We start from the raw sequence: 24,526 nt of genomic DNA on the forward strand, positions 1-24,526 counted from the left end.
TTACAATGCCGGAGAGGATGAAGCAACAGCAATGATGCGGGAAGATCTGATCAAACGGGCCGAACAGCGGGTTGACGAGCTGGCCCCGGAAATACTCTCAGTCAGCCACACTATTTTTGAAAATCCGGAACTGGCGTTTCAGGAATTCCAGTCCGCGCAGCTTCTGGAAAACACCGTAAAGGCACATGGCTTTACGGCAGTCCGCGGAACCGGAGAGCTGCAAACGGCCATCCGCGCGGAGCACAAGCCGCGGAGCGACGCTTTGAACATTGGGTTCATCTCAGAATTCGACGCCCTGCCGAACGGCCATGCGTGCGGTCACAACCTGATCGCAGCCTCCGGCGTTTGGGCGGCCATCGTATTCGACGAGCTGGTGCGCCAATGCGATCTGCCCGCCAACAGTATTTTTCTCGGCACCCCCGCGGAAGAAGGCGGGGGCGGTAAAATCAAGATGCTCGACGCCGGGATGTTCGACGGCATCGACTACGCCATGATGATCCACCCCTGCGACTCCACCATGGTGGAGGACTGGTCGCTGGCCGGGCAGACGATCACCTTCCGCTTCCACGGGCGCAGCGCGCATTGTGCCGCCAGTCCGTGGCTCGGCGCAAACGCGCTGGCCGCCGCGACAGAAACGGTGAACATGGTCAACGCCTGGCGCAGCCAGTTCCGCGATTACAGCCGGGTTTTCCCCAATATTACGCACGGCGGAGAAGCCACCAATGTGATACCGGACTTTGCCGAACTGAAGTATAATGTACGCAGCGACGACGTCATTTATCATCAGGAGCTGGTTGCCATTGTGGAAAACTGTGCCGAGTGCGCCGCAAAAGCGTTTGGCGTAACGGTAGAAAGCGAAAAAACCTTTGCCTACGAGCCGGTTTGCAACGATAAAACGCTCGAAAAGCACATGGCGGCCGCATTTACGCACCTGGGCGAAACCGTCATCCCGCGCTACCGCGACCACGGAATCGGCAGTACGGATATGGGCAACGTTACCCAGCGTCTGCCGGCGATTCATGGGCATCTGTTCCTGGCAAAGGAGAACACGCACACCACCGCGTTCCGGGAGGCCGCGGGCAGCGCGCCGGGGGATACATATGTGGTCAAGGCAGTCAAGGCCATGGTGCTCACCGCGATCGGCCTGATCACCGACCAGCAGGTTCTGAACAGTATGCAGTAGCCCCGAAATATCCCATCCATCCTGTTTGCCGACGCTGTGCGGCAGCATGTGATATGAGCAAGAAAAGAAAAAGGAGAAATGTTATGAAACGGATTTTAGCGATGCTCTTGACCTTTGCGATGCTCCTTGGTGCCACCGCTTGCGGCAGCTCTTCCGCCGCAAGCGGTGCGTCCGGCGCGGCAGCCGCATCGGAATCCAGCAAGGGAAAAACAGATCTGGTCATTGCGACGGCCGCCGAGGCGGTCACACTCGATCCCCAGGACGGCTGGGACGGCAACTCCCTGTACATTATGCGCCAGCTGTACAACGGCCTTGTCAAGCTGAACGACAAAATGGAAATCGTGGGCGATCTGGCGGAAAGCTGGGAATTCACCTCCGATACTTCGGTGACCTTCAAGCTCAAGCACGGCGTGAAGTTCCACAACGGCGATGAAATGAAGGCCAGCGACGTCGTCTACAGCATTGAGCGCGCCCAGAAGAGTGCAAAGGTAAAGACCTTTACCGCCAACATTGCCTCTGTGACAGCGGACGACGACTACACCGTCACTATCAAGACGAATATTCCCTATGCCCCGCTCATGTCCAACCTGTGTCACACCGCCAACTCTATTGTAAGCCAGAAGGCAGCGGAAGCAGCGGGCGATAAGTTTTCCGCTTCCCCGGTCGGCACCGGCCCGTTCAAGTTTGTAAAATGGGACTCCGGCGACAAGATCGTTCTGGAGAAAAACGCGGATTATTTCGCCGGAACGGTAAAGCCCACTTCCCTCACCTTTAAGCTGATGAGCGAAGGCTCGGCCCGCACCATCGCGCTGGAGACCGGCGAGGTTGACCTGAACCTGACCGTAGCGGCCTCTGATGCAAAGAGGATCAGCGAGGAAGACAGCGTAAAGCTTGTTACGAGCATGAGCCCCAAGATTGAATATGTTTCGATGAATCAGAAAGAAAAGCCTTTTGACAACGCGCTCGTCCGTCAGGCCATCAACTACGCAATCGACCGCAAATCGCTCAACACAGTCGCAACCGCCGGCTATGGTGAGGTAACCGACTCTGTGATGAACAAGCAGATCAGCGGTTACACCGACGATGTCGCCCATTATGACTACAACCCGGAAAAAGCGAAAGAGCTGCTCAAGCAGGCCGGCTACGAAAACGGCTTTGAAACCACCATCCTGGTTTCCGGCGATACCCGCAATACGGAGGCTCAGCTGATTCAGGCGAATCTGGCCGAGGTAGGAATCAACGTCACCATCAACACGGCGGAATCCACCGCGATGCTCGAGCAGATCAACAACGGCGGCTACAAGATGTTCATCATGAGCTACAATAACACCACCGGCGACCCCGATACCAGCCTGTACATGCTCTTTAATTCCAAGGTTCCCGCTTCCTCAGGCAACCGTTCGTTCACCAACATTCCCGAAGTGGATCAGAAGCTGGAGGCTGCCCGTGTGGAAACAAACGCCGACGCCAGAATGAAAATTTACGCGGAGCTGCAGAAAACACTGACTGAACAGGCCGTCTGGGTTCCCCTGTACTGCGTGCCGAACCTTGTCGGCATCCGCGGCGATCTTTCGGGTTACACTCCGCATCCGCTGGGCAACGACGTGTTTGATCAGCTTTCCTATGAGTAAGGGCTTTCCCCCTGAGAAGTCCTGTTCGAAATAGCAAGAGTCCGAGTGGGGCGCTGCTGCAAGTCCTCTTGCCGGCAGCGCCTGCTTGGGAATCGGGCGCTGTGCGGTGATATAGTCAATAAACCGCCAGCTATGCTGGCGCCGCACGGTTCCCCATGCGCTTCAAAACGGTCTCGTTTTGAAGTTTGTTCAGTATACAAAACCAACCCGAATCAGTACACACCTGTGGATTCAAAACAAAAGTGAGGGAGTGCCGTGCATAAGTATATCTTCAAGCGCATCCTGATGATGATTCCCGTTGTCATCGGCGTATCGCTTTTGGTTTTCATGGTTTTAAAGATGACGCCGGGTGACCCCGCGCGTGTTGTGGCCGGGTCGGAAGCGGACGAAGCGACCGTCGCGCAGATCCGGGAGGAGCTGGGGCTGAATAAGCCGGTATTGCAGCAGTATGTGGATTACATGGCCGGCATGCTGCACGGCGATATGGGCAACAGCTACACCACCGGCAAGCCTGTATTTTCAGAAATTCTCTCCCGCATGCCCACCACCTTTATCCTGGCGTTTGCCGGTGTTCTGGTGGCCGTGCTGATCGGGATTCCGCTGGGGATCATCTCGGCGACAAAGCAGTATTCCATACTGGACAACATCAGCACCCTGCTGGCTTTGACCGGCGTTGCCATGCCGAACTTCTGGCTGGGTCTGATGCTGATTCTGGTGTTCGCGCTGCAGCTTGGCTGGCTGCCCAGCGGCGGCGTCACCTCGTGGCAGGGCTACATTCTGCCCGCCGTCACTTTGGGCGTGGGCGCAACGGCAAACTTTATGCGTACAACGCGCTCGAGTATGCTGGAGGTCATCCGGCAGGATTACATCCGCACGGTACGCGCCAAGGGCGCGAATGAAAAGCGGGTCATTCTGCGCCACGCCCTGCGCAACGCGCTGATTCCCGTCATCACGGTGATTGGCCTGCAGATCGGCACGCTGCTGGGCGGTGCGGTGGTCAACGAAACCGTATTTTCGCTGCCGGGCGTAGGCATGCTGATGATCAATTCCATCAATAAAAAGGATGAGCCGGTTGTGCTGGGGTGTCTGATCACCTTTGCCGTCGTGTTCAGTCTCGTGAATTTGTTCGTTGATATTCTGTACGCGTACATCGATCCCCGGATCAAATCCCAGTACCGCTGAAAGGAGGGCTAAGTATGAAAGATTCCACTGCCGCGGCGACTATTGGAAAAGAGCAGTCCAAAAAGCGCAAGCGCAGCCAGATGACGGAAATCTGGCGCAGAATGCGCCGCAACAGGCTGGCGATGTTCGGCCTTGTCATTGTTTCGATTCTGATTATTGTTGCAATCTTCGCAAACCAAATTGCCGATTACAACACCGTGGCCATCAAACAGAACGTCGTCGAGCGCCTGCAGGGGCCCAGCGCCGAGCATTGGGCCGGAACCGACGAATTCGGCCGCGACATCTTCGCCCGCCTGGTACACGGCGCCCGAATCAGCCTTCTGGTCGGCGTGGTCGCCGTTTGCATCGCACTGGTTACGGGCGGAATCCTCGGGGCAATCGCCGGTTATTTCGGCGGCACGGTTGACAACGTCATCATGCGCATTATGGATATTTTCCTGTCGATCCCGATTCTGCTGCTGGCTATTATGATCGTGGCCGCACTGGGCTCGAGCATGCTGAACCTGATGATCGCCATCGGCCTTGCCAGCATGCCGACCTTCGCCCGGATCGTGCGCGCTTCTGTCCTGAGCGTGAAGGATCAGGAATTTGTGGAGGCTGCAAGAGCGATCGGCGCCAAAAACAACCACATCATTCTCCGCCACATTATGCCGAACTGTCTTTCCCCCATCATTGTTCAGGCAACGCTGCGCGTGGCGACCGCGATTCTTTCCACCGCTTCGCTGAGCTTTATTTCGCTCGGTATTCAGGCCCCCGCCCCCGAATGGGGCGCCATGCTGGCCAGCGGACGCGCCTACATCCGCGACGCGCCCCACATCGTCATCATCCCCGGCCTTCTGATCATGATCACGATCCTGTCGCTGAACCTTCTGGGCGACGGCCTGCGCGACGCACTGGATCCGAAGCTCAAACGTTAAAGAGGTATTGCCATGAACAATCACAACACATTACTGGACATCCAGAACCTGAGCGTTGAGTTCCGCACCGACGACGGCGTCGTAAAGGCAGTCAATGACATGAGTCTGCAGATTGAGCGCGGCAAAACGCTTGGCCTGGTCGGTGAAACCGGTGCCGGAAAAACAACGACCGCGCTTTCTATTCTGCGCCTGATTCCGGACCCGCCCGGCGTGATCACCGGCGGAAGCATCACGCTTGACGGAGAGGACATTCTTGCCGCGAGCAAGCACCAGCTGGAGAAAATGCGCGGCAGCCTTGTCAGCATGATCTTTCAGGACCCCATGACCAGCCTGAATCCCGTGCTGCCTGTGGGCGAACAGATTGCGGAGGTTTACATTCTGCATGAGCGCATCAACAAGCAGGAGGCCGCGAAAAAAGCGGGCGAAATGCTGGAGCTGGTCGGCATTCCCGCTTCGCGCGGACGCGATTATCCCCACCAGTTTTCAGGCGGGATGAAGCAGAGAGTCGTCATTGCGATGGCGCTGGCCTGTAACCCGAAGCTGTTGATTGCAGACGAGCCCACCACGGCGCTGGATGTGACCATTCAGGCCCAGGTGCTGAAGCTGATGAAGGAACTGAAATCAAAATATGACATGTCGATGCTGATGATCACACACGATCTGGGTATCGTGGCCGAGGTATGCGACGAGGTTTCCGTCATGTATGCCGGCCGGGTGGTGGAGCACGGCACGCTGGAGGATATTTACGAGCATACGGCGCACCCCTATACAGAAGGGCTGTTTCATTCGATCCCGAATATCGATGCCCCCGCCCACCGTTTGATCCCGATCCCCGGCCTGATGCCCGACCCGACCGATCTGCCGCCTGGGTGTCCCTTTGCCCCCCGCTGCAGCTACGCGGTAGAGGAATGCAGCAAAGCGCTGCCCGCCACAATACAGCTGAGCGACACGCATTCTGTTTCGTGCATTCTGCGCCAAAAGGAGGAATAAAGCATGGCAGAAGAACATCCGATTCTTGAGGTGCGCAACCTGAAGAAATACTTTAAAACTCCCAAGGGAATGCTACATGCGGTGGACGATGTCTCCTTCAGCATACAGCGCGGAAAAACGCTCGGCATTGTGGGCGAAAGCGGCTGCGGAAAATCCACCACCGGGCGCACCATTCTGCGGCTGCTCGAACCCACCTCTGGCGAGGTGCTTTTCGAGGGCCGCGACATACTGGGGCTGAGCAAAGACGAAATGCGCCAGATGCGTCAGAAGATGCAGATCATCTTTCAGGACCCCTACTCCTCGCTGAACCCGCGCATGACGATCAGCGATATCATCGCGGAACCGCTCCGGCTGCACAAGCTCTGTTCCGGCTCGGCAGACTGCGAGAAGCGAGTGGAGCGCATCATGGAAACCGTCGGCCTGGCGGAGCGCCTGATCAACAGCTATCCGCATGAGCTCGACGGCGGCCGCCGGCAGCGCGTCGGCATTGCCCGCGCGCTTGTGCTGCAGCCCAGCTTCATCGTCTGCGACGAGCCGGTTTCGGCACTGGATGTTTCCATTCAGGCGCAGATTCTGAACCTGATGCAGGATTTGCAGGAACAGCTGCACCTGACGTATATTTTCATCACCCATAACCTTTCGGTCGTCAACCACCTGGCAGATGAAATTGCGGTGATGTATCTGGGCCAGGTAGTGGAAAAAGCGCCTGCGGTCGAGCTGTTCGAGCATCCGCAGCATCCTTACACCAAAGCGCTGCTGTCGGCCATCCCGGTACCAAGCCTGAAAAAGCGTACCGAAATGCAGCCGCTGACAGGGGAAATCTCTTCCCCCATCAACCCGCCGCAGACATGCCGCTTTGCCCCCCGCTGCCCTTATGCCTGCGACCGCTGCGCCGAAGGCGTGCCAGAACTCAGACATTTGGGCGGCGAACATTACGTGGCCTGCTGTTTATGCCAGCAGTGACCCGTGCACCACTGGAAAAGAGGGATGCATATGGATCAGAAATTATACCAAAATCATCTTGCCATTCTGAAAAGTGAGCTGATTGTCGCACTGGGCTGTACCGAACCGATCGCCATTGCCTTTGCCGCGGCCAAGGCCCGGGAAACGCTTGGCCAAATGCCGGAGCACTGTGTCGTTCGGTGCAGCGGAAACATCATTAAGAATGTAAAGGGCGTCGTTGTGCCAAAGTCGCAGGGAATGCGCGGCATGGAGGCCGCCGCGGCCCTCGGCATTGTGGGCGGCGATGCTTCACAGGAGCTGGCCGTTCTGGAAAGCGTAAAGGATGAGGATGTGGAGACCGTGCGCCGCCTGCTGGCACAGGACTTTTGCACCTGCGAGCTGGCAGAAGGCGTGGAGAACCTTTATATCCTCATCTCGGTGAGCGCGGAAAGCCACAGCGCAGAGGTCGAGATCAAAGACTACCATAATAACATTACAAAGGTGGTAAAGGACGGCGCTGTGCTATACTCCAAGGACGAGCAGAGCGAGACTGAGAATGTAAAAAAGGGCGACAAGACTCTTTTAAACCTGAAGAATATCCTCGAATTCGCGGATTGTGTTCGGATGGAGGATATTGAAGAAACGATCGGTCGACAGATCGCTTATAACACCGCCATTTCGGAAGAAGGACTGAAAGACCCGTGGGGGGCTCAGGTTGGCCGTACGCTTGTGGAAAACAGCCGCGAAGAAGACATTAAGGTGATTGCCGCAGCCGCGGCCGCTGCTGGAAGCGACGCCCGCATGAGCGGCTGTTCTCTGCCGGTGGTGATCAACAGCGGCAGCGGAAATCAGGGGATCACGATCACGATGCCCGTTGTGGCTTATGCCAGGCGATACCGAATCCCGAAAGAAAAAATGTACGCCGCCCTGTGCGTTGCGAATCTTGTCAGTATTCATCAGAAAAAGTATATCGGCAGCCTCTCTGCCTACTGCGGTGCGGTGAGCGCCGCAGCCGGGGCGGCCTGCGGAATCGCCTATATGAATGGCGCCGGCTACGATGAAATCAGCCAGACCATCACCAACACGATCTGTACCGCAGGCGGCATCGTCTGTGACGGGGCAAAATCCAGCTGCGCGGCAAAAATTGCAGCGTCGGTTACGGCTGCGCTCACGGGGTGGCAAATGGCCAGCAAGCAGCGCGTGTTCCAGCCGGGTGAAGGATTGGTGGAAGAAAACGTGGAGGACACGATCGCCAATGTTGGCCGGATGGGACGGGAAGGAATGCGCTCCACAGATGTAGAGATTCTGAACATGATGCTTGGCAACTGATTTTGCCCTTGCGCCTACAACAGTAAAAGCAGCATCCGAAAAAAAGACCGGCATTCAAACAAAATTGTTGCCTGCTCCGCATAAACATTTATAAAAGCAATCAACGGCAGGGACCTTTGCAACTGGACTCTCTGCCGCTTTCTTCTGTTTGTCAAACGCATTTATTCCATACTCGCCCTGCAAAATACAGCGATAATTTTTTTTGCAAACGCTTTTTCCCTCTAAAAACAGCCAGATGGTAACTTTTTACTTTATAAACCCATTTGACTTCCGGCCAAACTACTGTATAATAAAAATTGCAAAAATAATTGTAGATTTGGTGATTTTTTGTCGTATTAAGACAGAAAGGGGGATCGATGTATGGACTTTGGCAATGAGCTTACGCTGGAACAGCGGCAGATTCTTTCTCAAAAGCAGCTGCAGTCATTACAGATACTGGCCTGCAACAATCAGGAGCTTGACGATCTGCTGGCAAATGAGTACGCGGAAAATCCAATGCTGGAGCATACCGGCTCCCAGCGGGACGATTTTTTCACCAATATCGATACGCTGTACGAGACCAGCTCATCCTTCCCGCAGGGCACACCCTACGGAGAGGAAGAGGAGGAACCGCGCAGAAACGATATTCCCTCCGAGCCTGTCGATGTGTTGAAAAAAGAGCTTTTGATGCAGTTGAGCCGCGACCGCTATTCCGCCGAGGAATGGCGATTGTTTCCCCTGCTGATCGACTGTCTCGACGACTCCGGCTTTTTCCCGTGGGATACGGGTGAAATCGCGCTCCTGGCCCGCTGTCCCGAATCGATGGTACAGCGCTGTCTGGAAGCATTAAAGCAGCTGGAGCCGATCGGCATTTTCTCAAAGGATCTTTCGGAATGTCTGCTGCGGCAGCTTGAACACCAGGGCTGTGAGGACCCGATTTTGCTGACGATCGTACGCGAGCATCTTCCCGATATTTTAAAAGGACAGATCAGCAATGTGTCGCGTTCTTTGCACTTGAGCACCGCCGCCGTACGCAAGTACCTGCTGCAGATTGGCAAGCTGAATCCCCGCCCCATTATGAACGCGCAGGAAACACAGACGGAATACATTGTCCCCGATATTCTGGTCAAGCGCAAGAATGACGAGTGGGAAATTGCCATCAACGACAAATGGATGGGCCGGTATCAGCTGAATCAGTATTATATCCGCATGATGAAAAGCTCTGCCGACAGCGAGCTGAACGCTTATTTTCGGAATCATCTGGAACGGGCGCGCTTTCTGCTTCGCTGTGTGGAGCAGCGCCGCACAACGATTCTGAATATCACCAAAGAGATCATCGCCCGGCAGCAGCCCTATTTTCTAAATCAGGGCGGGCTGACCTCTATGACGATGCAGCAGGTGGCCGAAGTGCTGCAGATTCACCCGTCGACCGTCAGCCGTGCCATCCGCGGAAAATACCTGCAATTCCAGTACGGCTCCGTGCGAATGAAGGATTTGTTCGTCACGGGCGGCAGCGAGCAGAAAAAGGCCGGTGGGCCTTCTCTGGACGCCGTTCGGGAACAGATTCGGGATTTGATCGCAGAAGAGGACAAATCCGCACCTTACAGCGATCTTTCTCTGGTCGCCGAGCTGGAAAAACGAGGAATCCATATTTCCCGCAGGACGATTGCAAAATATCGGGGCGAAATGGGGATCCCCAATTCTGATCAGCGCCGGTATTTCTCGTAAGCATTCAAAAAATCACATCGCCCTGTATTCGCCATATAGCTTTCAAAATGATATTGCCTTCTTCCCTTGTGTAACGTGGGAAGAAGGCATTCTTTTATACCTATTTACGGTTCGGTTGTATGGCTTTTCAGACGGCAAGCGCTGTTTTTGCTTTCATGCAGATACAGAAACCTGCCTAACGCTTGACTTCCCTGTTGATTGGTATTATCCTTTTGTTAGATAAAGCTAACTAAAGGAGGCATCTTATGGATATTATGTTATGGAAGGCCCGTATCAAGCCGGGAAAGCAACCCCTGGCCAAGGAGTGGATCGATTTTCTTCGCGCAAATAAAGAAGAGGGCGAAAAAACGCTGAAGAATGAAAAAGAACATTTGGAAGTCTATTTTATGCAGCAGGAAAACGAAGCTGCCTATCTCTATCTGTTTGTGCTGGCCGATGATCTGGAATACGCGAATCAGGTCGCGCAATCCAGCGGAAATCCGCTGGACGCAAAGCATTTTGAATACATGATGGCCTGCATTGATCCGGAGGGCTGTGTTCAGCTCAAACCGGAGCTGGCGCTTGGCGACATGAGCGTTTTTGCCTGATCTGCCATACCGCAAAATGTTCCCCGCTCACCAAACCACAAAGTTGCGGAAATCACTCACAGAAAAGGGCTTCCCAAATGGGAAGCCCTTTTCTTTTACGAAACAGTTATGTTATCCAGCTTCTTTAATGTATGTTCCGGCGATCAGCAGCCAGCCGCCTTTCTCTTCTCCAGAAAATCCTCGTAATCCCGCAGATTTTCTTCCAGCAGAGCCGGAGTGTCTAATCCATAGGGACAGTGGCTGCTGCAGTGATTGCAGTGGATGCAGCTGTGAATGCGGGCCATCTTCTGCTGATTCTCTTCATTGAGGTAAACCGTAAGCGGCGCGCGGCGAATCAGCAGCGACATTCTGGCACAGGTGGGAATCTCGATCCCCTGAGGACACGGCATGCAGTAGCCACACCCGCGGCAGAAATCCCCGGCCAGTTCTTTGCGATCCTTTTCGATCACCGCAGCGAGTTCCTCATTCAGAACCGGAGAATTTTCAATATAAGAAAGAAATTCATCCAGCTCCGTTTCCTTCTGCACACCCCAGATCGGCAGCACGTTTTCAAACTGCGCCAGAAAGGCGTAGGCTGCGGCAGAATTCGTAATCAAGCCGCCGGACAGCCCTTTCATTGCGATGAAGCCCATCTGGCGCTCCTGACACAGCTGCACCAACTCCAGCTCCTTTTCTGTGGAAAGATAACTGAACGGAAACTGCAGCGTTTCATAAAGGCCCGATGCGATCGCCTCGTGCGCCACGGAAAGCCGATGGTTCGTAATGCCGATATGGCGGATGAGCCCCTTCTCCCTGGCTTCGAGCATCGCTTCGTACAGTCCGCTGCCGTCACCGGGCTTGGGACAGAAGGCGGGATTATGGAATTGGTACAAATCCAGATACTCCGTATTCAGATCGTGCAGGCTGGCATGCAGCTGATCCCAAAAATCCTGCGCCCGTTTACACATGGTCTTGGATGCAATGAAAACCTGCTCCCGAACATTCCGGAGCGCACAGCCGATTTTTTCCTCACTATCCGTATAAAAACGGGCGGTATCAAAAAAACGGATCCCGTGGTCATATGCTTTTCGAAGCAAATGTACGGCTTCCTCTTTCGAAATGCGCTGGATCGGCAGGGCCCCGAATCCGTTTTTATTCACAGTAATACCCGTTTTCCCCAGTGTAACAACATCCATGTTCAAACCTCCTGTTCGCTCTGCGCTTTTTTTATGTATAACATGATGGCAGGCACAAAGCCGCCCCCGACCATATAAAGCTGTTTCCTGAACCGTATTATCATGTTTCAATGCTCTCTCAGGCGTCGAAAGCTTTGCTTTCGCTCACGCCGTGAGGTTATTATAACATGATGGCAAGCACAAAGCCGCCCCGACCATATAAAGCTGTTTCCTGAACGGTATTATCATGTTTCAATGCTCTCTCAGGCACCCAAAGCTTCGCTTTGGCTTGTGCCGTGAGGTTATTATAACATACAACCCAGCAACAAATCAGCAAAAGCCTACCTGAACTGATAAACAAGTATGTTTTCATTTCGCGCCTTTTATTTGGTGATTATTCATATTTTTCGGTCCGTTTCCTTTGATATTGACATTCATTACTGACCAGAGTAAAATAATGGAAAACAGATTGATATTTTTCTGGCAAACTAAAATAAAGGAGGCTTTTTTATGGCAAATATTATCGGCAGCCCGGAACGTTACATTCAGGGCAGAGGAGTTCTGAAAGAGCTATGCAAGCACGTGGAACGCGTCGGTAAGGCACCTTTTATTCTGGTGAGCGCATCCGGGAAAAAGCGCGTGGAAGCACCGATTGCGGAAAGTGCAAAAGAACAGAACACCCCGCTGACCTATGAAGTATTTGGCGGAGAATGCTGCCGCACCGAGATCAACCGTTTGATCAAGGCCTATGAGGATTCGGGCAGTGACGTGATCGTCGGCATCGGCGGCGGCAAAATTCACGACACGGCCAAGGCGGTTGCTCATTATACCAACTCGCCGGTTGTGATCGTTCCCACGATTGCCGCAACAGACGCTCCCTGCAGCGCGCTGTCTGTTATCTACACAGACGACGGCGTGTTCGAGGAATATTTGTTCCTGCCGAAAAGCCCCAACATTGTGCTGGTCGATATTGATATTATCAGCAAGGCGCCCGCAAGACTCCTTGTCTCCGGCATGGGGGACGCTTTGGCCACTTATTTCGAGGCCCGCGCCTGCAAACAGTCCGACAGCCCGAACTTCCTTGGCGGAAAATACACCGTTACCTCCATGGCGATTGCGCGACTGTGTTATGATACACTGCTGGCCGACGGCCTGAAGGCTCTCCTCTCTGTAAAAGCCGGTTCCTGCAGCAAAGCGCTGGAAAACACCGTGGAAGCAAACACCTACCTTTCCGGTATCGGGTTTGAAAGCTGCGGTATCGCTGCTGCCCACGCGATTCACAACGGTTTCACCGCGATCGAAGAAACCCATCATTATTACCACGGCGAAAAGGTCGCGATCGGCACGCTTTCTCAGCTGGTGCTGGAAAATGCAAGCAAAGCGGAGCTGGACGAGGTTTACGGCTTCTGCCTGGATGTCGGCCTGCCCACCACGCTGTCTGACCTTGGAATTCAGGAAGTCAACCGCGAGCAGCTGATGAAGGTAGCCGAGCTGGCCTGCGCCCCGAACGACACCATGGGCAACATGCCGTTTGCCGTCACCCCGCAGATGGTATGCGACGCCATCATCGGCGCGGACGCGCTCGGCCGTTATTACAAGGAACTGCGCGCAAAAGCGTAACAGCAGCCTGTGAATCAATGGAGGAAAGGCAGATGTATCATCCGGTGCGTCTGCCTTTTTCGCTTTATCCTGTATCAGGCGAAAGCTGTGCCATTCCGCGGCGAACGGCACTTGTGTTTTTGTGGAAGGGGGAAATCCAATGAATGTCAACGTTGTTTTTCACATTGATGAATCCGCAAAATGGGAGCTGGTACTCCGGAACGCCTCTCATCTGATCCAAATGGTGGACACACCGGATTCTGATATCAGGATCGTAGCCAATTCGGAGGCGGTGCGCGAGCTGGTTCCCCAGTCCGCGGGCTCCGCTCTGCCGATGATGCAGAAGCTTGCGGAGCAGGGGGTTCATTTTGCAGCGTGCAACAACTCTTTAAACAGCTTCGGCATTCGCCCGCAGGAGCTTGTTCCGTTTGCCGAGGTGGTACCCGCCGGTGTTCTGGAGCTGGCCCTGCGCCAGCGGGAAGGCTACGCCTATCTGAAGCCCTGATGTTCACTTCGCTGATTTGAAAAGGGGCTGGGACAGTCCTATCAGTTAGATAGACCTGTCCCTGCCCCTTTGCCTTTGACCCTCTTACAGTCCCTCCAGAGCCCGAATTTCTTCTTCAAAAATCTGTGCGGCTGCCTCAAGGTAGAATTTGATGCTCTGGTTTGTTCCGTCCGCCAGCCTGATGTTGCACTGGCGGGAGGGAATCACAATTTTCACCGCGTCGCTCGCGCCGATCGCCTCCGCCATTTTAGGCGTTAATTCCCCAAGCAGACCGTTCGGCATCAAAATCCCGATCGGCCCGGCGAGAATATGCATTTTTGCAGCGTTGAACGCGACCGCATTCTCCCCTGTCGCTCCGTCATTCGCGCCGCCTTTGATCATGTTCGCGGTAGCCACGGCATTGGTACCCAACGCAATGATGGCAATGTCCGGACGAACCTGCTTAAAGCGCTCGATCAAAGCTTTTCCGATGCCGCCGCCCTGTCCGTCCACAACAGCCACCTGTATCCGTCCATGTTTCATCGCTTTCCCTATCCTGCCTCAGCATTTGCTGTAAATTCGGCTTTTTCAAGCCCGGAATTTCTTCTCAACCTTACCTTAAACAGTTCTGCTCCATTTGTCAATCTTTTCAGGAAAATACTTTCATTGGAAAATGGCCTGATGCACGTACAGCGATTCCTCTCTTCTCCTACAGCGGGGACGAAATTAAAAATTTTTTCAAAGCGGCATTCCTAATCATGCGCATCGCTACTTGACCACAAGGCAAAAAAATTGATATAATAACAATATTCTATAAAATCATACTGGGGCCTGGAAGACCCCTCACGGACTCTGAAGAGCCTGTGTATTTTCCCATAGCGCAAAAACAAATCACGCCGTGTTGAGATTCATCCTACGCGGTATGCGTGAAATTTTACTGAAGTATCGTACCTGAAGGTATGCCTTTTTTAGGGCATACCCTTTTTATTGGCAAATGAGGAGGACCCTTTATGGATACAGAAAGAGATGTTCTATCTCTGCTGAATCATGTGGCCGACGGAACCATTCCGCCAGAGGACGCTTTGCTTCAGCTCAAACTTTCGCCCTTTGAGGATTTGGGCTATGCCAAGGTGGACCATCACCGCGGCCTGCGCCAGGGAGTGCCGGAAGTGATCTACGGGCAATCAAAAACGCCGGAGCAGATCACCGGAATTCTGGGGGCTCTTCGGTCGCGCGGCTGCAAAAACATCCTTGTCACCCGTATCACACAGGAAACGGCGGATTTGATTGCGAAAGACGCGGAAATCACCTACGAGCCTTTGGCAAAGCTGGCGATTGCGTTCCCGGAAGAGACAGAGAAGCACGGTTCCATTGTGGTGGCCACCGGCGGTACAAGCGACATGGGCGTAGCGGAAGAAGCCGCCCTTACCGCAGAGGCTCTGGGGAACTCCGTGACGCGGGTTTACGATGTGGGGGTGGCCGGACTGCACCGGCTGCTCAGCAACTTAAAGCCCTTGATGACCGCCCGGGTGGTGATTGCCGTCGCGGGCATGGAGGGAGCCCTTGCAAGCGTGATCGGCGGGCTGGTCGACTGTCCGGTGATCGCCGTGCCGACCAGCGTCGGATATGGGGCAAGCTTCGGGGGAGTTGCGGCGCTGTTATCCATGCTGAACTCCTGTGCCTCCGGCGTGAGCGTGGTCAACATCGACAACGGATTTGGCGCCGGGTATCTGGCCAGCCAAATCAATCATATGGGGGAACCAGCACGCAGAAGCGTGCCTTGAACCTCGGAAATAACATGACTGTATATTTCGGAATGTGTGACCAAGAGGGTCGCTATTACGCCAGCAGGCGTTTTGGCGGCTCTTCTTTTTACCCACAAAAACCTGTTTGAACGCCTGGTCTTTCAAACACTGGAATAAACGTGGTATTGAAAAAGAGAAGCGAGGAGCATTTTGAATGCCGGAAAACGATCATCTGTCCTTCCTGAAAAAAATCCTGCTGCGGCTGCTCGGCTTTGCGCTGACGATGCTGATTCTCTCGGTTGTGGCATTCTGCTTTGCAAGATGTGCACCGGGTGATCCGCTGCAGTCCTTTTACGGCGACGCGGTGGAATCGATGACCTCGGAGGAGCTGATAACTGCCCGTACCCGTTTGGGGCTGGACGCGCCCCTTACCACCCAGTATGTCCGGTGGATCGGGAACGCTTTTCAGGGGGATTTCGGCCTGTCTCTGAAATATAAAAAACCTGCGATGGACGTTGTTTCCCCGCTGATCGGCAACACGCTGATTCTGGGGTTAACCTCCTATCTGCTGGTGTTTCTTCTTGCCACCCTGCTGGCGGTGGCCTGCGCCCTGCATGAGGACTCTTTTGCCGATCGCCTGATCTGTAAGATCGGAACGGCAATTTACTATCTCCCCTCTTTCTGGCTCGGCGTTGTTCTGATCCTGATCTTCAGCATTCACCTGAAATGGTTCCCCAGCAGCGGCGCTTACGACATCGGCAGGGCCAGGGACATTCTGAACCGCCTCCGGCACATGGTTTTGCCCCTCGTGGTCATGATTGTCAGCCATCTTTGGTACTACGCCTATATGATCCGGGGCAAGCTGCTGGACGAGCTTCGGCAGGACTACGTTCTTCTGGCAAAGGGCAAGGGTCTGACGAATCGGCAGATTGTATGGAAGCACTGCCTGCGCAACGTGGCCCCTACGATTGTCAGCATCATGGCCATCTCGATTCCCCATGTTCTGAGCGGTACTTATATTGCAGAGGCGGTGTTCAATTACCCTGGAATCGGCGCGCTCTCGATTGAAAGCGCAAAATATCACGATTACAATCTGCTGATGCTTCTGGTGCTGATCACCGGCGCCCTGGTGATTCTGAGCAGCATGGCGGCGCAGACGGTCAACGAGGTCATTGATCCCCGCATGAAAGAAACGGGGGTGTCCGCGTGGCAGAGATAAACGATCCTCGATTCCGGGTGGTCGGCCCCGGCTGGAAGGAGCACCAGCCTGTCATTCAAAAGCCGACGCTGCGAAAACGTCTGAAGGGCAAGCCGATTCCGGCGCTGATTCTGCTGCTTCTGATTGTAGCGGGCTGTGTATTCTCCGGCAGACTGGCAAATCACGACCCCGCCGGATTCTATTTACAGCACCTGAATCAAGCGCCGAATTCCGAATTTTACTTTGGAACCGATTCTCTAGGGCGCGACATTTACTCCATGATCTGGTACGGCGGCAGGATATCCCTTTCCATCGGCCTGATGAGCATGGCGATCATCTGCATCATCGGCATCCCTTACGGGTGCATCAGCGGGTTGGCGAACACGAGGGTGGACGCGATCATGATGCGGATCGCGGAAATGGCAAGCAGCATCCCGAATCTTCTGACTGTTCTTTTGCTTGTATCCGTGATTGGAAAGCAGAACACCTTTACCCTCTCCTTCATTATCGGAATCACAGGGTGGTTCCCGCTGGCCCGTATCGTACGCAGCGAGGTGCGCCAAATCCGCAGCAGCGAGTATGTTCTGGCCGCACGCTGCATGGGCATCAGCTTCCCTAATATCATGACGCGCCATCTGATCCCGAACTTTGTTTCTTCCATCCTGTTTGTCGTGATCTCCAGCATCAGCTCAAGCATGTCGATGGAATCGACCCTCAGCTTTCTCGGGCTTGGGCTGCCGGTGGATGTCATTTCGTGGGGCAGTATGCTCTCACTTGCCAACCGGGCGCTGCTGCTGGATACCTGGTGGGTCATCATTATCCCCGGCGTTTTTCTGCTCGTTACATTGAACTGCATTACCAGTCTGGGGAACTTCTACCGCAAGGAAACCAACAAAAAGCACAGCAACCTGTGATCCATCGGGATTTCCTATGTTACGATTTGAGGAGGAAAAGAAATGATAGGCAAAAAAGCAATAAAAGGATTCTCTCTGCTTCTCGCTTTCTGTCTGCTGTTCTCTCTGGCAGCCTGCACCGGCTCGGACAGTCAGACGGGCGGCTCCGCTTCTGCCGCCGGGGAGTCGGAGGACCTCTCCAACACGCTGGTATACGCGGGGGAATCGGAAAGCACCATCAACCCTGTTCTGAATAATCACGACGAGCTGCCCGACCTGATATTCTCGGGACTGATGAAATATGACGGCAGCGGTACGCCGGTCTGTGATCTGGCGGAACGCTACGATTACGACGATGCAACCCTCACCTACACCTTTCGTCTGCGCAGCGGAGTCAAGTGGCACGACGGCAAGGAGTTCACGGCGGACGACGTGGTTTACACGTATGATCTTCTGACCAAGGACAAATCTCTGTCCTCCACCATCACGAGCAACTATGAGGACATTGTCAGCGCAGCGGCGCCAGACAAATCCACCGTTGTCATCCGGCTCGGCAAATACAACGCTGCCATGCTCGATTACTTTACCATTGGGATTCTCCCGAAGCACCTGACCGAAGGGCAGGACATCAACACCATGGCCTTTAATCAGGCCCCCGTCGGCACAGGGCGATACCGATTCGTGAAATGGGATACCGCCGGCGGCAGAATCATTTTGGAACGAAACAGCGCTTATTACGGCAAGGTGCCGAACATTGAGCGCGTGATCTATAAAACCGTTGCTGTCGAAAGCACCAAGGCCACCATGCTGCAGTCCGGCGAGGCAGATTTGGCCTGGCTGAACGCCAAATACGCCGACACCTTTCGCGGAAAGGACGGCTATCAAAACATTGATTTCAAGACCGCCGACTACCGCGGCATCTCGATGGATTTCGGCACAAAATTCTGGCAGGAAAATGGCGACTCGATCGGCGTGCTGAACTACGCCATCGATAAAGAAGCGATTGTAAAAAGCGTGCTGGCCGGGCGCGGCCTTGCCGCGTACAGCCCGATTCAGCTGAATCGCCTCGGCGGCAGCACCGCGGCAGATATTTACCCATATAACCTGAATCAATTCGCACAGCAGATGGCAAAGCTGGGCTGGGCAAAGGGCAGCGACGGCATCTATGAGCGCCGCGGCGAAAAATTCCACTTTACCATTCAGGTGCGCGATTATGAGGAAGAACGCGTGGATATTGCCAACCTGTGCGCCAGCCAGCTCAAAGCCGCCGGTGTGGACATGGAGGTTGTGCTCGTGACGAAATTCGACTGGAAGGCCGGCTACAACGGCTTTTTGTCCGGCTACGCGGCACAGTTTGACCCCGATATGTTCTACAAAAACTACGTGACCGGAGCAAGCGACAACACAATGAAGTACTCTAACGCCCGTGTGGATCAACTGCTGTCTGAGGGCCGCCACACAAAGGATGAGTCCAAAAGAAAACAGATTTATCAGGAATTTGAGGATGTCTACGCGCAGCAGCCCGGCATTGTTCTGGTTGCGTTTCTGGACGGCTGCTACGTCAGCATCAAGGGCCTTGATGGGCTCGACACCACGCGGCTTCTGGGACACCATGCAGTCGGCGTGCTGTGGAACATCGAGGAATGGACACTGAGTAAATAAACGAAGAGGTTGCCAATGGGAACGGTACTGGAAGTGACAGATTATTCCCTCAGCTTTGACACGCCGGAGGGAGAAATACAGGCAGTCAGAAATGTCGGGTTTGCGCTCGAGGAGGGGGAAATTCTCGCGGTCGTCGGGGAATCGGGCTGCGGGAAAACCGTGCTGTGTAAATCACTGCTGAGGCTCCTGCCGAAAAACGCGGCGGTAAAAAGCGGACAGGTTACGCTTTGCGGAGAAGACATCACCGCGTATTCACAGCGCCGCATGCGCTCCCTGCGGGGAAGACAGATTTCGATGGTGTTTCAGGACCCCATGACAACGCTGAACCCCACGATCCCGGTTGGCAAGCAAATCACCGAAGCGATTCTAAAGCACCAAAAAATCGGGAAACAAGCCGCCAAAGCGCAGGCTTTAGAACTGCTGAGACGGATGGAAATCGATCACCCGGAGGAACGCTTCGAGATGCAGCCGCATCTGCTTTCCGGCGGAATGCGCCAGCGGTGCGTTCTGGCGATTGCTTTGGCCTCCCGCCCGAAGGTTTTGGTGGCGGACGAACCGACTACCGCACTGGATGTGACAGTGCAGACCAAAATACTCGATTTGATTTTGTCCACCTGCAAAGAATCCGGAATCGCGGTGCTGTTTATCTCTCATGACCTGAGCGTGGTCGCCAGAATCGCAGACCGGGTCGCCGTGATGTATGCCGGGAAGATCGTTGAAATCGGCACGGCCGAAGAGATTTTCTACGACCCGCGCCACCCATACACCTGGGGACTGCTGGGGGCGCAGCCCGCGCTGGCGGTGCAGACCAAACAGCTGCACAGCATTCCGGGCATGCCTCCCTCCCTGCTGAATCCACCGGCGGGCGACCTGTTCGCACCGCGCAACGAACACGCGCTGGCAATTGATTATGAAGAAATGCCGCCCCTGTTCCAGATCACGCCGACGCATTTTGCAGCCACCTGGCTGCTGCACCCCAACGCCCCGCGCATCGAACCGCCTGCCTTTCTGAAAGGGGGGCCGCAGCGATGAATGAGGAAATGCTTCTGGAAGTCCGGAATGTAAAGCAGTATTTTTCGATCAGCAAGCGCCTGACGATCCGCGCGGTCGACGACATCAGCTTTCAGATCAAGCGGGGAGAAATTTTTGGCCTGGTGGGCGAAAGCGGCTCCGGCAAATCCACGGTGGCCCGCTCGGTGATGGGGCTGTACCGTCTCACCGGCGGAGAAATCTGGTTTCAGGGGGAGAAAATATCGGACCCGAAGATTTACCGGAAGAACCGCCGGAACATCCAGAAAAACATGCAGATTATTTTTCAGGATTCCGCCGCCGCGCTGAACCCCAGAATGACTGTGCGGAACAGTATTGCCGAGCCGCTGCAGGCCTGCGGCCTTTGCCCCGGCCGGGAACTGGATGCCCGGATCAACGAGCTGCTCTATCAGGTTGGGCTGGACGAGAGCTTTCGCGGAAAATACCCTGACGAGATTTCGGGCGGACAGCGCCAGCGCGTGGCGATCGCGCGGGCCATCAGCACGAATCCGCAGCTGCTGGTTGCGGATGAACCGGCCGCCTCACTTGACGTATCGATTCAGGCGCAGATTCTCACGTTGTTTCAGCAGCTTCAGCGGGAGTACGGGTTTGCGTTCCTGCTGATCTCGCACGATCTTTCCGTCATCCGCCTGCTCAGCAATACGATCGCTGTGATGCGGGAGGGCCGTCTGCTGGAACTGGCCGAAACCGAAGAGCTGTTCGAACATCCGCTGCATCCATACACCAAAACCCTGCTCTCCGCCGTTCCGGCCGCAGGCCCTATTTCTGAGCGGAGCCGCCGGGTTCTGGAGTTTGACCCGGCCTGTATTCCGGAATCGGGTACCTTGCAGGAAGTGCTGCCCGGGCATTTTATTTTTGGCTGAGGAGGGTCCCCGCGCTTTCCTTCATACACACCGAAAAATTAAATACGAAAAAAGAGCCGCAGACCAATGGTCTGCGGTTCTTTCCTAAATAAAAAAATAATCTTTGAAAGATGTAAAGCAATACTCCTTTACAGTCCCAGCTTTTTCGCCTGCGTCATAATCGCTTTGGCGATCGGCCCGGCAGAGGTGCGCCCGTAGTTGCCCTCTTCCACTACAACGGCGAAAGCGTAGGGCGTTGTGGGATCGGACGAAAAACCGATCATCCAGCCGTTCGGCTTCTTGCCTCCGCCAACCTCGGCCGTGCCGGTTTTGGCGCATACGCTCATGCCGGGGAACATGTCGTCGCCATAGTCGCTCGTCACGTTGTTGCGCATCAGCTGCTCGAGCGTCTGGGCGGTTGTGGGCTTGACAAGCTGGGTACCCAGCTCCGTTTTTCCCTGCTGCTGCACAATCCCCAGACTGTTTTTGATCTGCTTGATGAAATAAGGCTGCACCGGCGTTCCGTCGTTTGCGATGGCGCCCATCAGCAGCATCATGTGATAAGGGTTCGTCATGTCGGTATGCTGTCCAATACCCGACCAGGCCAGCGCCTGCTTCTCTGCCCCTTTGACGTCATACTTGCTTTTCGAGGTATCGATCCCGTCAACAGAAAAGCTGCGGTTAAAGCCCATGGTGTTAGCTTCGGCGGTCATTTTCTCTTCGCCAAGCTCCACGGCGAGCTGCGCAAACGCCACGTTGCAGGATTTTGCCAGCGCCTGCTTGATATTGATCGTACCATGAACGCCGTCGCAGGTGATCTTATTGCCGTTGATCGTAGTGCTGCCCTTGCAGGTAAAGGTTTTGGTATCCCAATCCGAAAGGGTTTCGATCGCGGCGGCGGTCGTCACGATCTTGAAGATAGAGCCAGGCGTATAGCTTGCGGAAAGCACCTTGTTCAGATATGCTCCCTCATATTTGGAATTCGTGTCGATATCCTTCGGCACATTGGAGGGATCAAAATCGGGCGTGCTGACCATCACCAGCATTTCACCCGTTTTGTAGTTGTACATTGCCACAGCGCCGCGGCGGCCGTCGAGCTTATTATACGCGAGTTTGGAAAGCTCGCTGGAAAGCGTCAGCGTGATGTCGCTGCCCTGCTTTTTGCCCGTGGGCGAGGTCAGCCCCGTGATGGGGTTGTACCCGCCGATCTCTGAACGGTAGCGGTATTGAACCCCGGTAGAGATATAGCCGTTCGTATCCCCCACGGCATGCAGCATTGCGCGGCGGATCGTTTCATCGCTGCTGTATACCCGCTTGCCGTTCTCGCTTTTGGCCAGCACCACACCGCTGCGGTCCAGTACATCTCCGGCAGTGGTCAGCTGACTGTCGCCCGAAGCATATTTATTGAACGGCTGCATCGCCCACGCGCCGCCGTCCTTGACAAATCCAAACAAAAATACACCCAGCCCCACAAAGAAGCCCAGAATCATCAAATAGAGGATACCGGCTCTGCCTCCGGTTGTTTTCATGTGCTTTTCCTCCTTGCGGCATACGTTCGTTCATCCGACGCTTTCATAAACGCCAGCAGCCCCCACACAGACACCATGCTCGAGCCGCCCGCGCTGAGGAACGGCAGCGTGACGCCGGTCAGCGGAAGAACGTCTGTCGCGCCGAAAATATTCAGCGCCGCCTGAAACAGCAGCATGCCTGCTGCCGAGCAGGCCGCGATAGAATAAAAGGTGGAACGGCTGCGCGTTGCGTCGAGCTTGGTGTAAAGCGCAAGCATCACAATACAAAGTGTGACGACCACTGCCAGAACCATCCCGAGCTCCTCGCAGATCATGCCGAACATCAGATCGCTGGTGCCGGCAAATACATTTTTCAAATAGCCTTCTCCCATTCCCGCGCCGAACAGACCGCCGCTCGCGGTATAAGAAAGCACGCGGGTCTGCTGGTAGCCGGTACCGTCCGAATATTCCCACACATGCCGCCACGCAGCGAAGCGGTCTGCAATATAGGGCTTGAACTGCAAGATCATGAACGCGCCCAAAGCAGCGGCCGAGCAGGCCAGAATCACCGTTCTGAGGCTGCCGGAACGCATGAATGAAATCAGAAGAAACGTGATGAAGAAGATGGAAGCCGTACCGAAATCCTTCATTAAAAACAGAGAACCGATGCAGATTCCTGAAAACACCAGGAATTCGGTCAGGTTCTTGGCAGTCTGCAGCCGGTCAAGCGTAGAAGCACCGGCAAACACAAATGCAATCTTGATAAATTCCGACGGCTGAACCGTTATCGGCCCAAGGCTGATCCAGTTCTTCGCCCCGTGAGACGCCACGCCGAACGCCAGGTTTACGGCAAACAGCGCCACCGCGAACAGGCCGATCGCAATACGCCACTTGGTCACGCGGTCCAGATCGCCCATAAAGGAAATCAGCATGCAGAACAGGATGATCCCGCCCGCCATCGCGGCCAGCTGCGTATAGGCCAGCTTTACATCCGCACCGGCGAGCAGCATGATTCCGATTCCGCTCAACAGAAAGCCGATGGTTTCGAGCTCAAAGCTGACATGATTTCGTACCCGCATAAAGTAGTAGTACAGACCCCATTCCAGAACCGTCAGCGCGCCAAACGGGATCAGCGGCTGCCAGGCGAACGCCTCTCCGCCAAAGCAGAGCTGCGCCGCCAGAAAAATCTGGATCAGGAACACCATGCTCATCAAGCCGAGAGGCGACGGCAGGCGGCGATTCGACTGGAACAGCGTGCGCTTCTTTTTAAAGTCGCCCTCGTTTGTCCGTTTGAGCATCAGGGCGGTCGAGCCCATGGCGATCACATCCCCCGGCATCACAGACAGGGTCGGCGACGCTTTTGTTCCGTTGACAAACGTTCCCGCCTTGGAATTCGTATCTGTAATCAGCCAGCCGGCTTCCCGGCGCATCAGCACAGCGTGGTCGCGGCTGGCGGTATTGTCCGGCAGCACAATGTCGCAGCTGCGGCTGCGGCCCATCGAATTTTCCCAATACAGCACCGGGATTTTGACATGCGTCGTCATTTCTTCGAGCAGAATGACCGGATCTTCTCGCCGGCGGCCGCGGCGAAGCGACACAAAGCAGCGCCACAGCACCACCAGAGACAGCACCGGTATCAGCACCCGCAATGCAAACAGGATGACAGTCAGCGCGGTCCCCAAAAACTCCATGATCTGGGCCAGCAAGCGAATCCCCCTTTCTTTATTCCAATACGCTTGTCCCCTTTTGCCGGATGACCGGAAAACAGAGAAAAAGCGCTATATCATCTAAAAAACAGTGTGAGGTTATTATTCCACAGGCTGATCCATTTTCAGTCCATTGAGATGGATGAAATATGGAGGCCGGCGACATAAAAAATCTCCTGATGGGTACCTGCCTTTTGTACCTGCCAGAAGATTTTGC

The 24,526-nt window shown here is 54.8% G+C and carries 21 protein-coding genes; 17 read left to right on the plus strand and 4 right to left on the minus strand.

The genetic code is table 11. The features are described from left to right. Window positions 1-31 precede the first annotated feature (31 nt). The 9 genes from HMPREF1141_RS07265 to HMPREF1141_RS07305 all read left to right on the plus strand — a co-directional run bounded on the left by HMPREF1141_RS07265 (window position 32) and on the right by HMPREF1141_RS07305 (window position 10,468). Window positions 32-1,183, plus strand: coding sequence for a M20 family metallopeptidase (locus HMPREF1141_RS07265; RefSeq protein ID WP_009062588.1), 1,152 nt, complete (start codon window positions 32-34; stop codon window positions 1,181-1,183). 83 nt (window positions 1,184-1,266) lie between these two features. Continuing rightward, window positions 1,267-2,814: an ABC transporter substrate-binding protein gene (locus tag HMPREF1141_RS07270; protein WP_009062656.1), complete on the plus strand. Its 1,548-nt coding sequence runs from the start codon at window positions 1,267-1,269 to the stop codon at window positions 2,812-2,814. A 255-nt stretch (window positions 2,815-3,069) separates the two neighbouring features. Next, complete coding sequence (gene nikB, locus HMPREF1141_RS07275; RefSeq protein WP_009062541.1) at window positions 3,070-3,996, plus strand: nickel ABC transporter permease; 927 nt, start codon at window positions 3,070-3,072, stop codon at window positions 3,994-3,996. A 14-nt stretch (window positions 3,997-4,010) separates the two neighbouring features. Then, window positions 4,011-4,913: an ABC transporter permease gene (locus tag HMPREF1141_RS07280; RefSeq protein ID WP_009062637.1), complete on the plus strand. Its 903-nt coding sequence runs from the start codon at window positions 4,011-4,013 to the stop codon at window positions 4,911-4,913. Window positions 4,914-4,925: 12 nt separating this feature from the next. After that, window positions 4,926-5,903 carry an ABC transporter ATP-binding protein gene (locus tag HMPREF1141_RS07285; protein WP_009062627.1) on the plus strand — a complete coding sequence of 326 codons (978 nt, stop codon included), beginning with the start codon at window positions 4,926-4,928 and terminating at the stop codon, window positions 5,901-5,903. Window positions 5,904-5,906: 3 nt separating this feature from the next. Further along, window positions 5,907-6,866, plus strand: a complete 960-nt coding sequence (locus HMPREF1141_RS07290) for an ABC transporter ATP-binding protein (protein ID WP_009062748.1) — start codon at window positions 5,907-5,909, stop codon at window positions 6,864-6,866. A 30-nt stretch (window positions 6,867-6,896) separates the two neighbouring features. After that, window positions 6,897-8,174 (plus strand): L-serine ammonia-lyase, iron-sulfur-dependent, subunit alpha, encoded by a 1,278-nt coding sequence (locus HMPREF1141_RS07295; RefSeq protein ID WP_009062639.1) that lies wholly within the window; start codon window positions 6,897-6,899, stop codon window positions 8,172-8,174. A gap of 360 nt (window positions 8,175-8,534) precedes the next feature. Next, on the plus strand, window positions 8,535-9,881 hold the full coding sequence (gene rpoN / locus HMPREF1141_RS07300) for an RNA polymerase factor sigma-54 (protein WP_009062760.1): 1,347 nt from the start codon (window positions 8,535-8,537) through the stop codon (window positions 9,879-9,881). Window positions 9,882-10,126: 245 nt separating this feature from the next. Then, the gene (locus tag HMPREF1141_RS07305) at window positions 10,127-10,468 is read left to right on the plus strand and encodes a DUF6176 family protein (protein ID WP_009062457.1); all 342 of its coding nucleotides are present in this window, start codon (window positions 10,127-10,129) and stop codon (window positions 10,466-10,468) included. A gap of 143 nt (window positions 10,469-10,611) precedes the next feature. Here the strand turns inward: HMPREF1141_RS07305 and HMPREF1141_RS07310 are convergent, their stop codons facing one another. Then, window positions 10,612-11,643 carry an aldo/keto reductase gene (locus HMPREF1141_RS07310; RefSeq protein WP_009062828.1) on the minus strand — a complete coding sequence of 344 codons (1,032 nt, stop codon included), beginning with the start codon at window positions 11,641-11,643 and terminating at the stop codon, window positions 10,612-10,614. Between the two features lie 489 nt (window positions 11,644-12,132). Between HMPREF1141_RS07310 and HMPREF1141_RS07315 the strand changes: the two genes are divergently transcribed. Beyond that, entirely contained in the window at window positions 12,133-13,242 is a 1,110-nt protein-coding gene (locus tag HMPREF1141_RS07315) for a glycerol dehydrogenase (protein ID WP_009062610.1), read from the plus strand. Window positions 13,243-13,381: 139 nt separating this feature from the next. Further along, window positions 13,382-13,726 (plus strand): DsrE family protein, encoded by a 345-nt coding sequence (locus HMPREF1141_RS07320; protein ID WP_009062467.1) that lies wholly within the window; start codon window positions 13,382-13,384, stop codon window positions 13,724-13,726. 84 nt (window positions 13,727-13,810) lie between these two features. Here the strand turns inward: HMPREF1141_RS07320 and HMPREF1141_RS07325 are convergent, their stop codons facing one another. Further along, window positions 13,811-14,248 carry a DUF3842 family protein gene (locus tag HMPREF1141_RS07325; protein ID WP_194955937.1) on the minus strand — a complete coding sequence of 146 codons (438 nt, stop codon included), beginning with the start codon at window positions 14,246-14,248 and terminating at the stop codon, window positions 13,811-13,813. A 467-nt stretch (window positions 14,249-14,715) separates the two neighbouring features. Here HMPREF1141_RS07325 and larB point away from each other — a divergent pair, with 467 nt between their 5' ends. From larB to HMPREF1141_RS07355, 6 genes are all read left to right on the plus strand, one after another. After that, a complete protein-coding gene (larB, locus tag HMPREF1141_RS07330; protein ID WP_009062802.1) occupies window positions 14,716-15,489 on the plus strand; it encodes a nickel pincer cofactor biosynthesis protein LarB in 774 nt (257 codons plus the stop codon). A gap of 175 nt (window positions 15,490-15,664) precedes the next feature. Further along, on the plus strand, window positions 15,665-16,669 hold the full coding sequence (locus HMPREF1141_RS07335; protein WP_009062691.1) for an ABC transporter permease: 1,005 nt from the start codon (window positions 15,665-15,667) through the stop codon (window positions 16,667-16,669). Continuing rightward, a complete protein-coding gene (locus tag HMPREF1141_RS07340; protein ID WP_009062779.1) occupies window positions 16,657-17,562 on the plus strand; it encodes an ABC transporter permease in 906 nt (301 codons plus the stop codon). Before HMPREF1141_RS07335 ends, HMPREF1141_RS07340 begins: the two co-directional genes overlap by 13 nt. Before the next feature lie 42 nt (window positions 17,563-17,604). After that, window positions 17,605-19,203, plus strand: a complete 1,599-nt coding sequence (locus tag HMPREF1141_RS07345; protein WP_009062451.1) for an ABC transporter substrate-binding protein — start codon at window positions 17,605-17,607, stop codon at window positions 19,201-19,203. Window positions 19,204-19,218: 15 nt separating this feature from the next. Continuing rightward, entirely contained in the window at window positions 19,219-20,235 is a 1,017-nt protein-coding gene (locus HMPREF1141_RS07350; protein ID WP_009062693.1) for an ABC transporter ATP-binding protein, read from the plus strand. Then, complete coding sequence (locus HMPREF1141_RS07355; RefSeq protein WP_009062460.1) at window positions 20,232-21,116, plus strand: ATP-binding cassette domain-containing protein; 885 nt, start codon at window positions 20,232-20,234, stop codon at window positions 21,114-21,116. Before HMPREF1141_RS07350 ends, HMPREF1141_RS07355 begins: the two co-directional genes overlap by 4 nt. A gap of 128 nt (window positions 21,117-21,244) precedes the next feature. Here HMPREF1141_RS07355 and HMPREF1141_RS07360 read toward each other — a convergent pair whose 3' ends face one another. After that, the gene (locus HMPREF1141_RS07360) at window positions 21,245-22,624 is read right to left on the minus strand and encodes a penicillin-binding transpeptidase domain-containing protein (protein ID WP_009062488.1); all 1,380 of its coding nucleotides are present in this window, start codon (window positions 22,622-22,624) and stop codon (window positions 21,245-21,247) included. Then, window positions 22,621-24,309, minus strand: coding sequence for an FtsW/RodA/SpoVE family cell cycle protein (locus HMPREF1141_RS07365; protein WP_009062558.1), 1,689 nt, complete (start codon window positions 24,307-24,309; stop codon window positions 22,621-22,623). The genes HMPREF1141_RS07360 and HMPREF1141_RS07365 overlap by 4 nt, the downstream gene beginning before the upstream one ends. Window positions 24,310-24,526 lie beyond the last annotated feature (217 nt).

Origin of the sequence: Clostridium sp. MSTE9, assembly GCF_000277625.1 — a bacterium.
Lineage (GTDB): Bacteria > Bacillota > Clostridia > Oscillospirales > Acutalibacteraceae > Faecalispora > Faecalispora jeddahensis.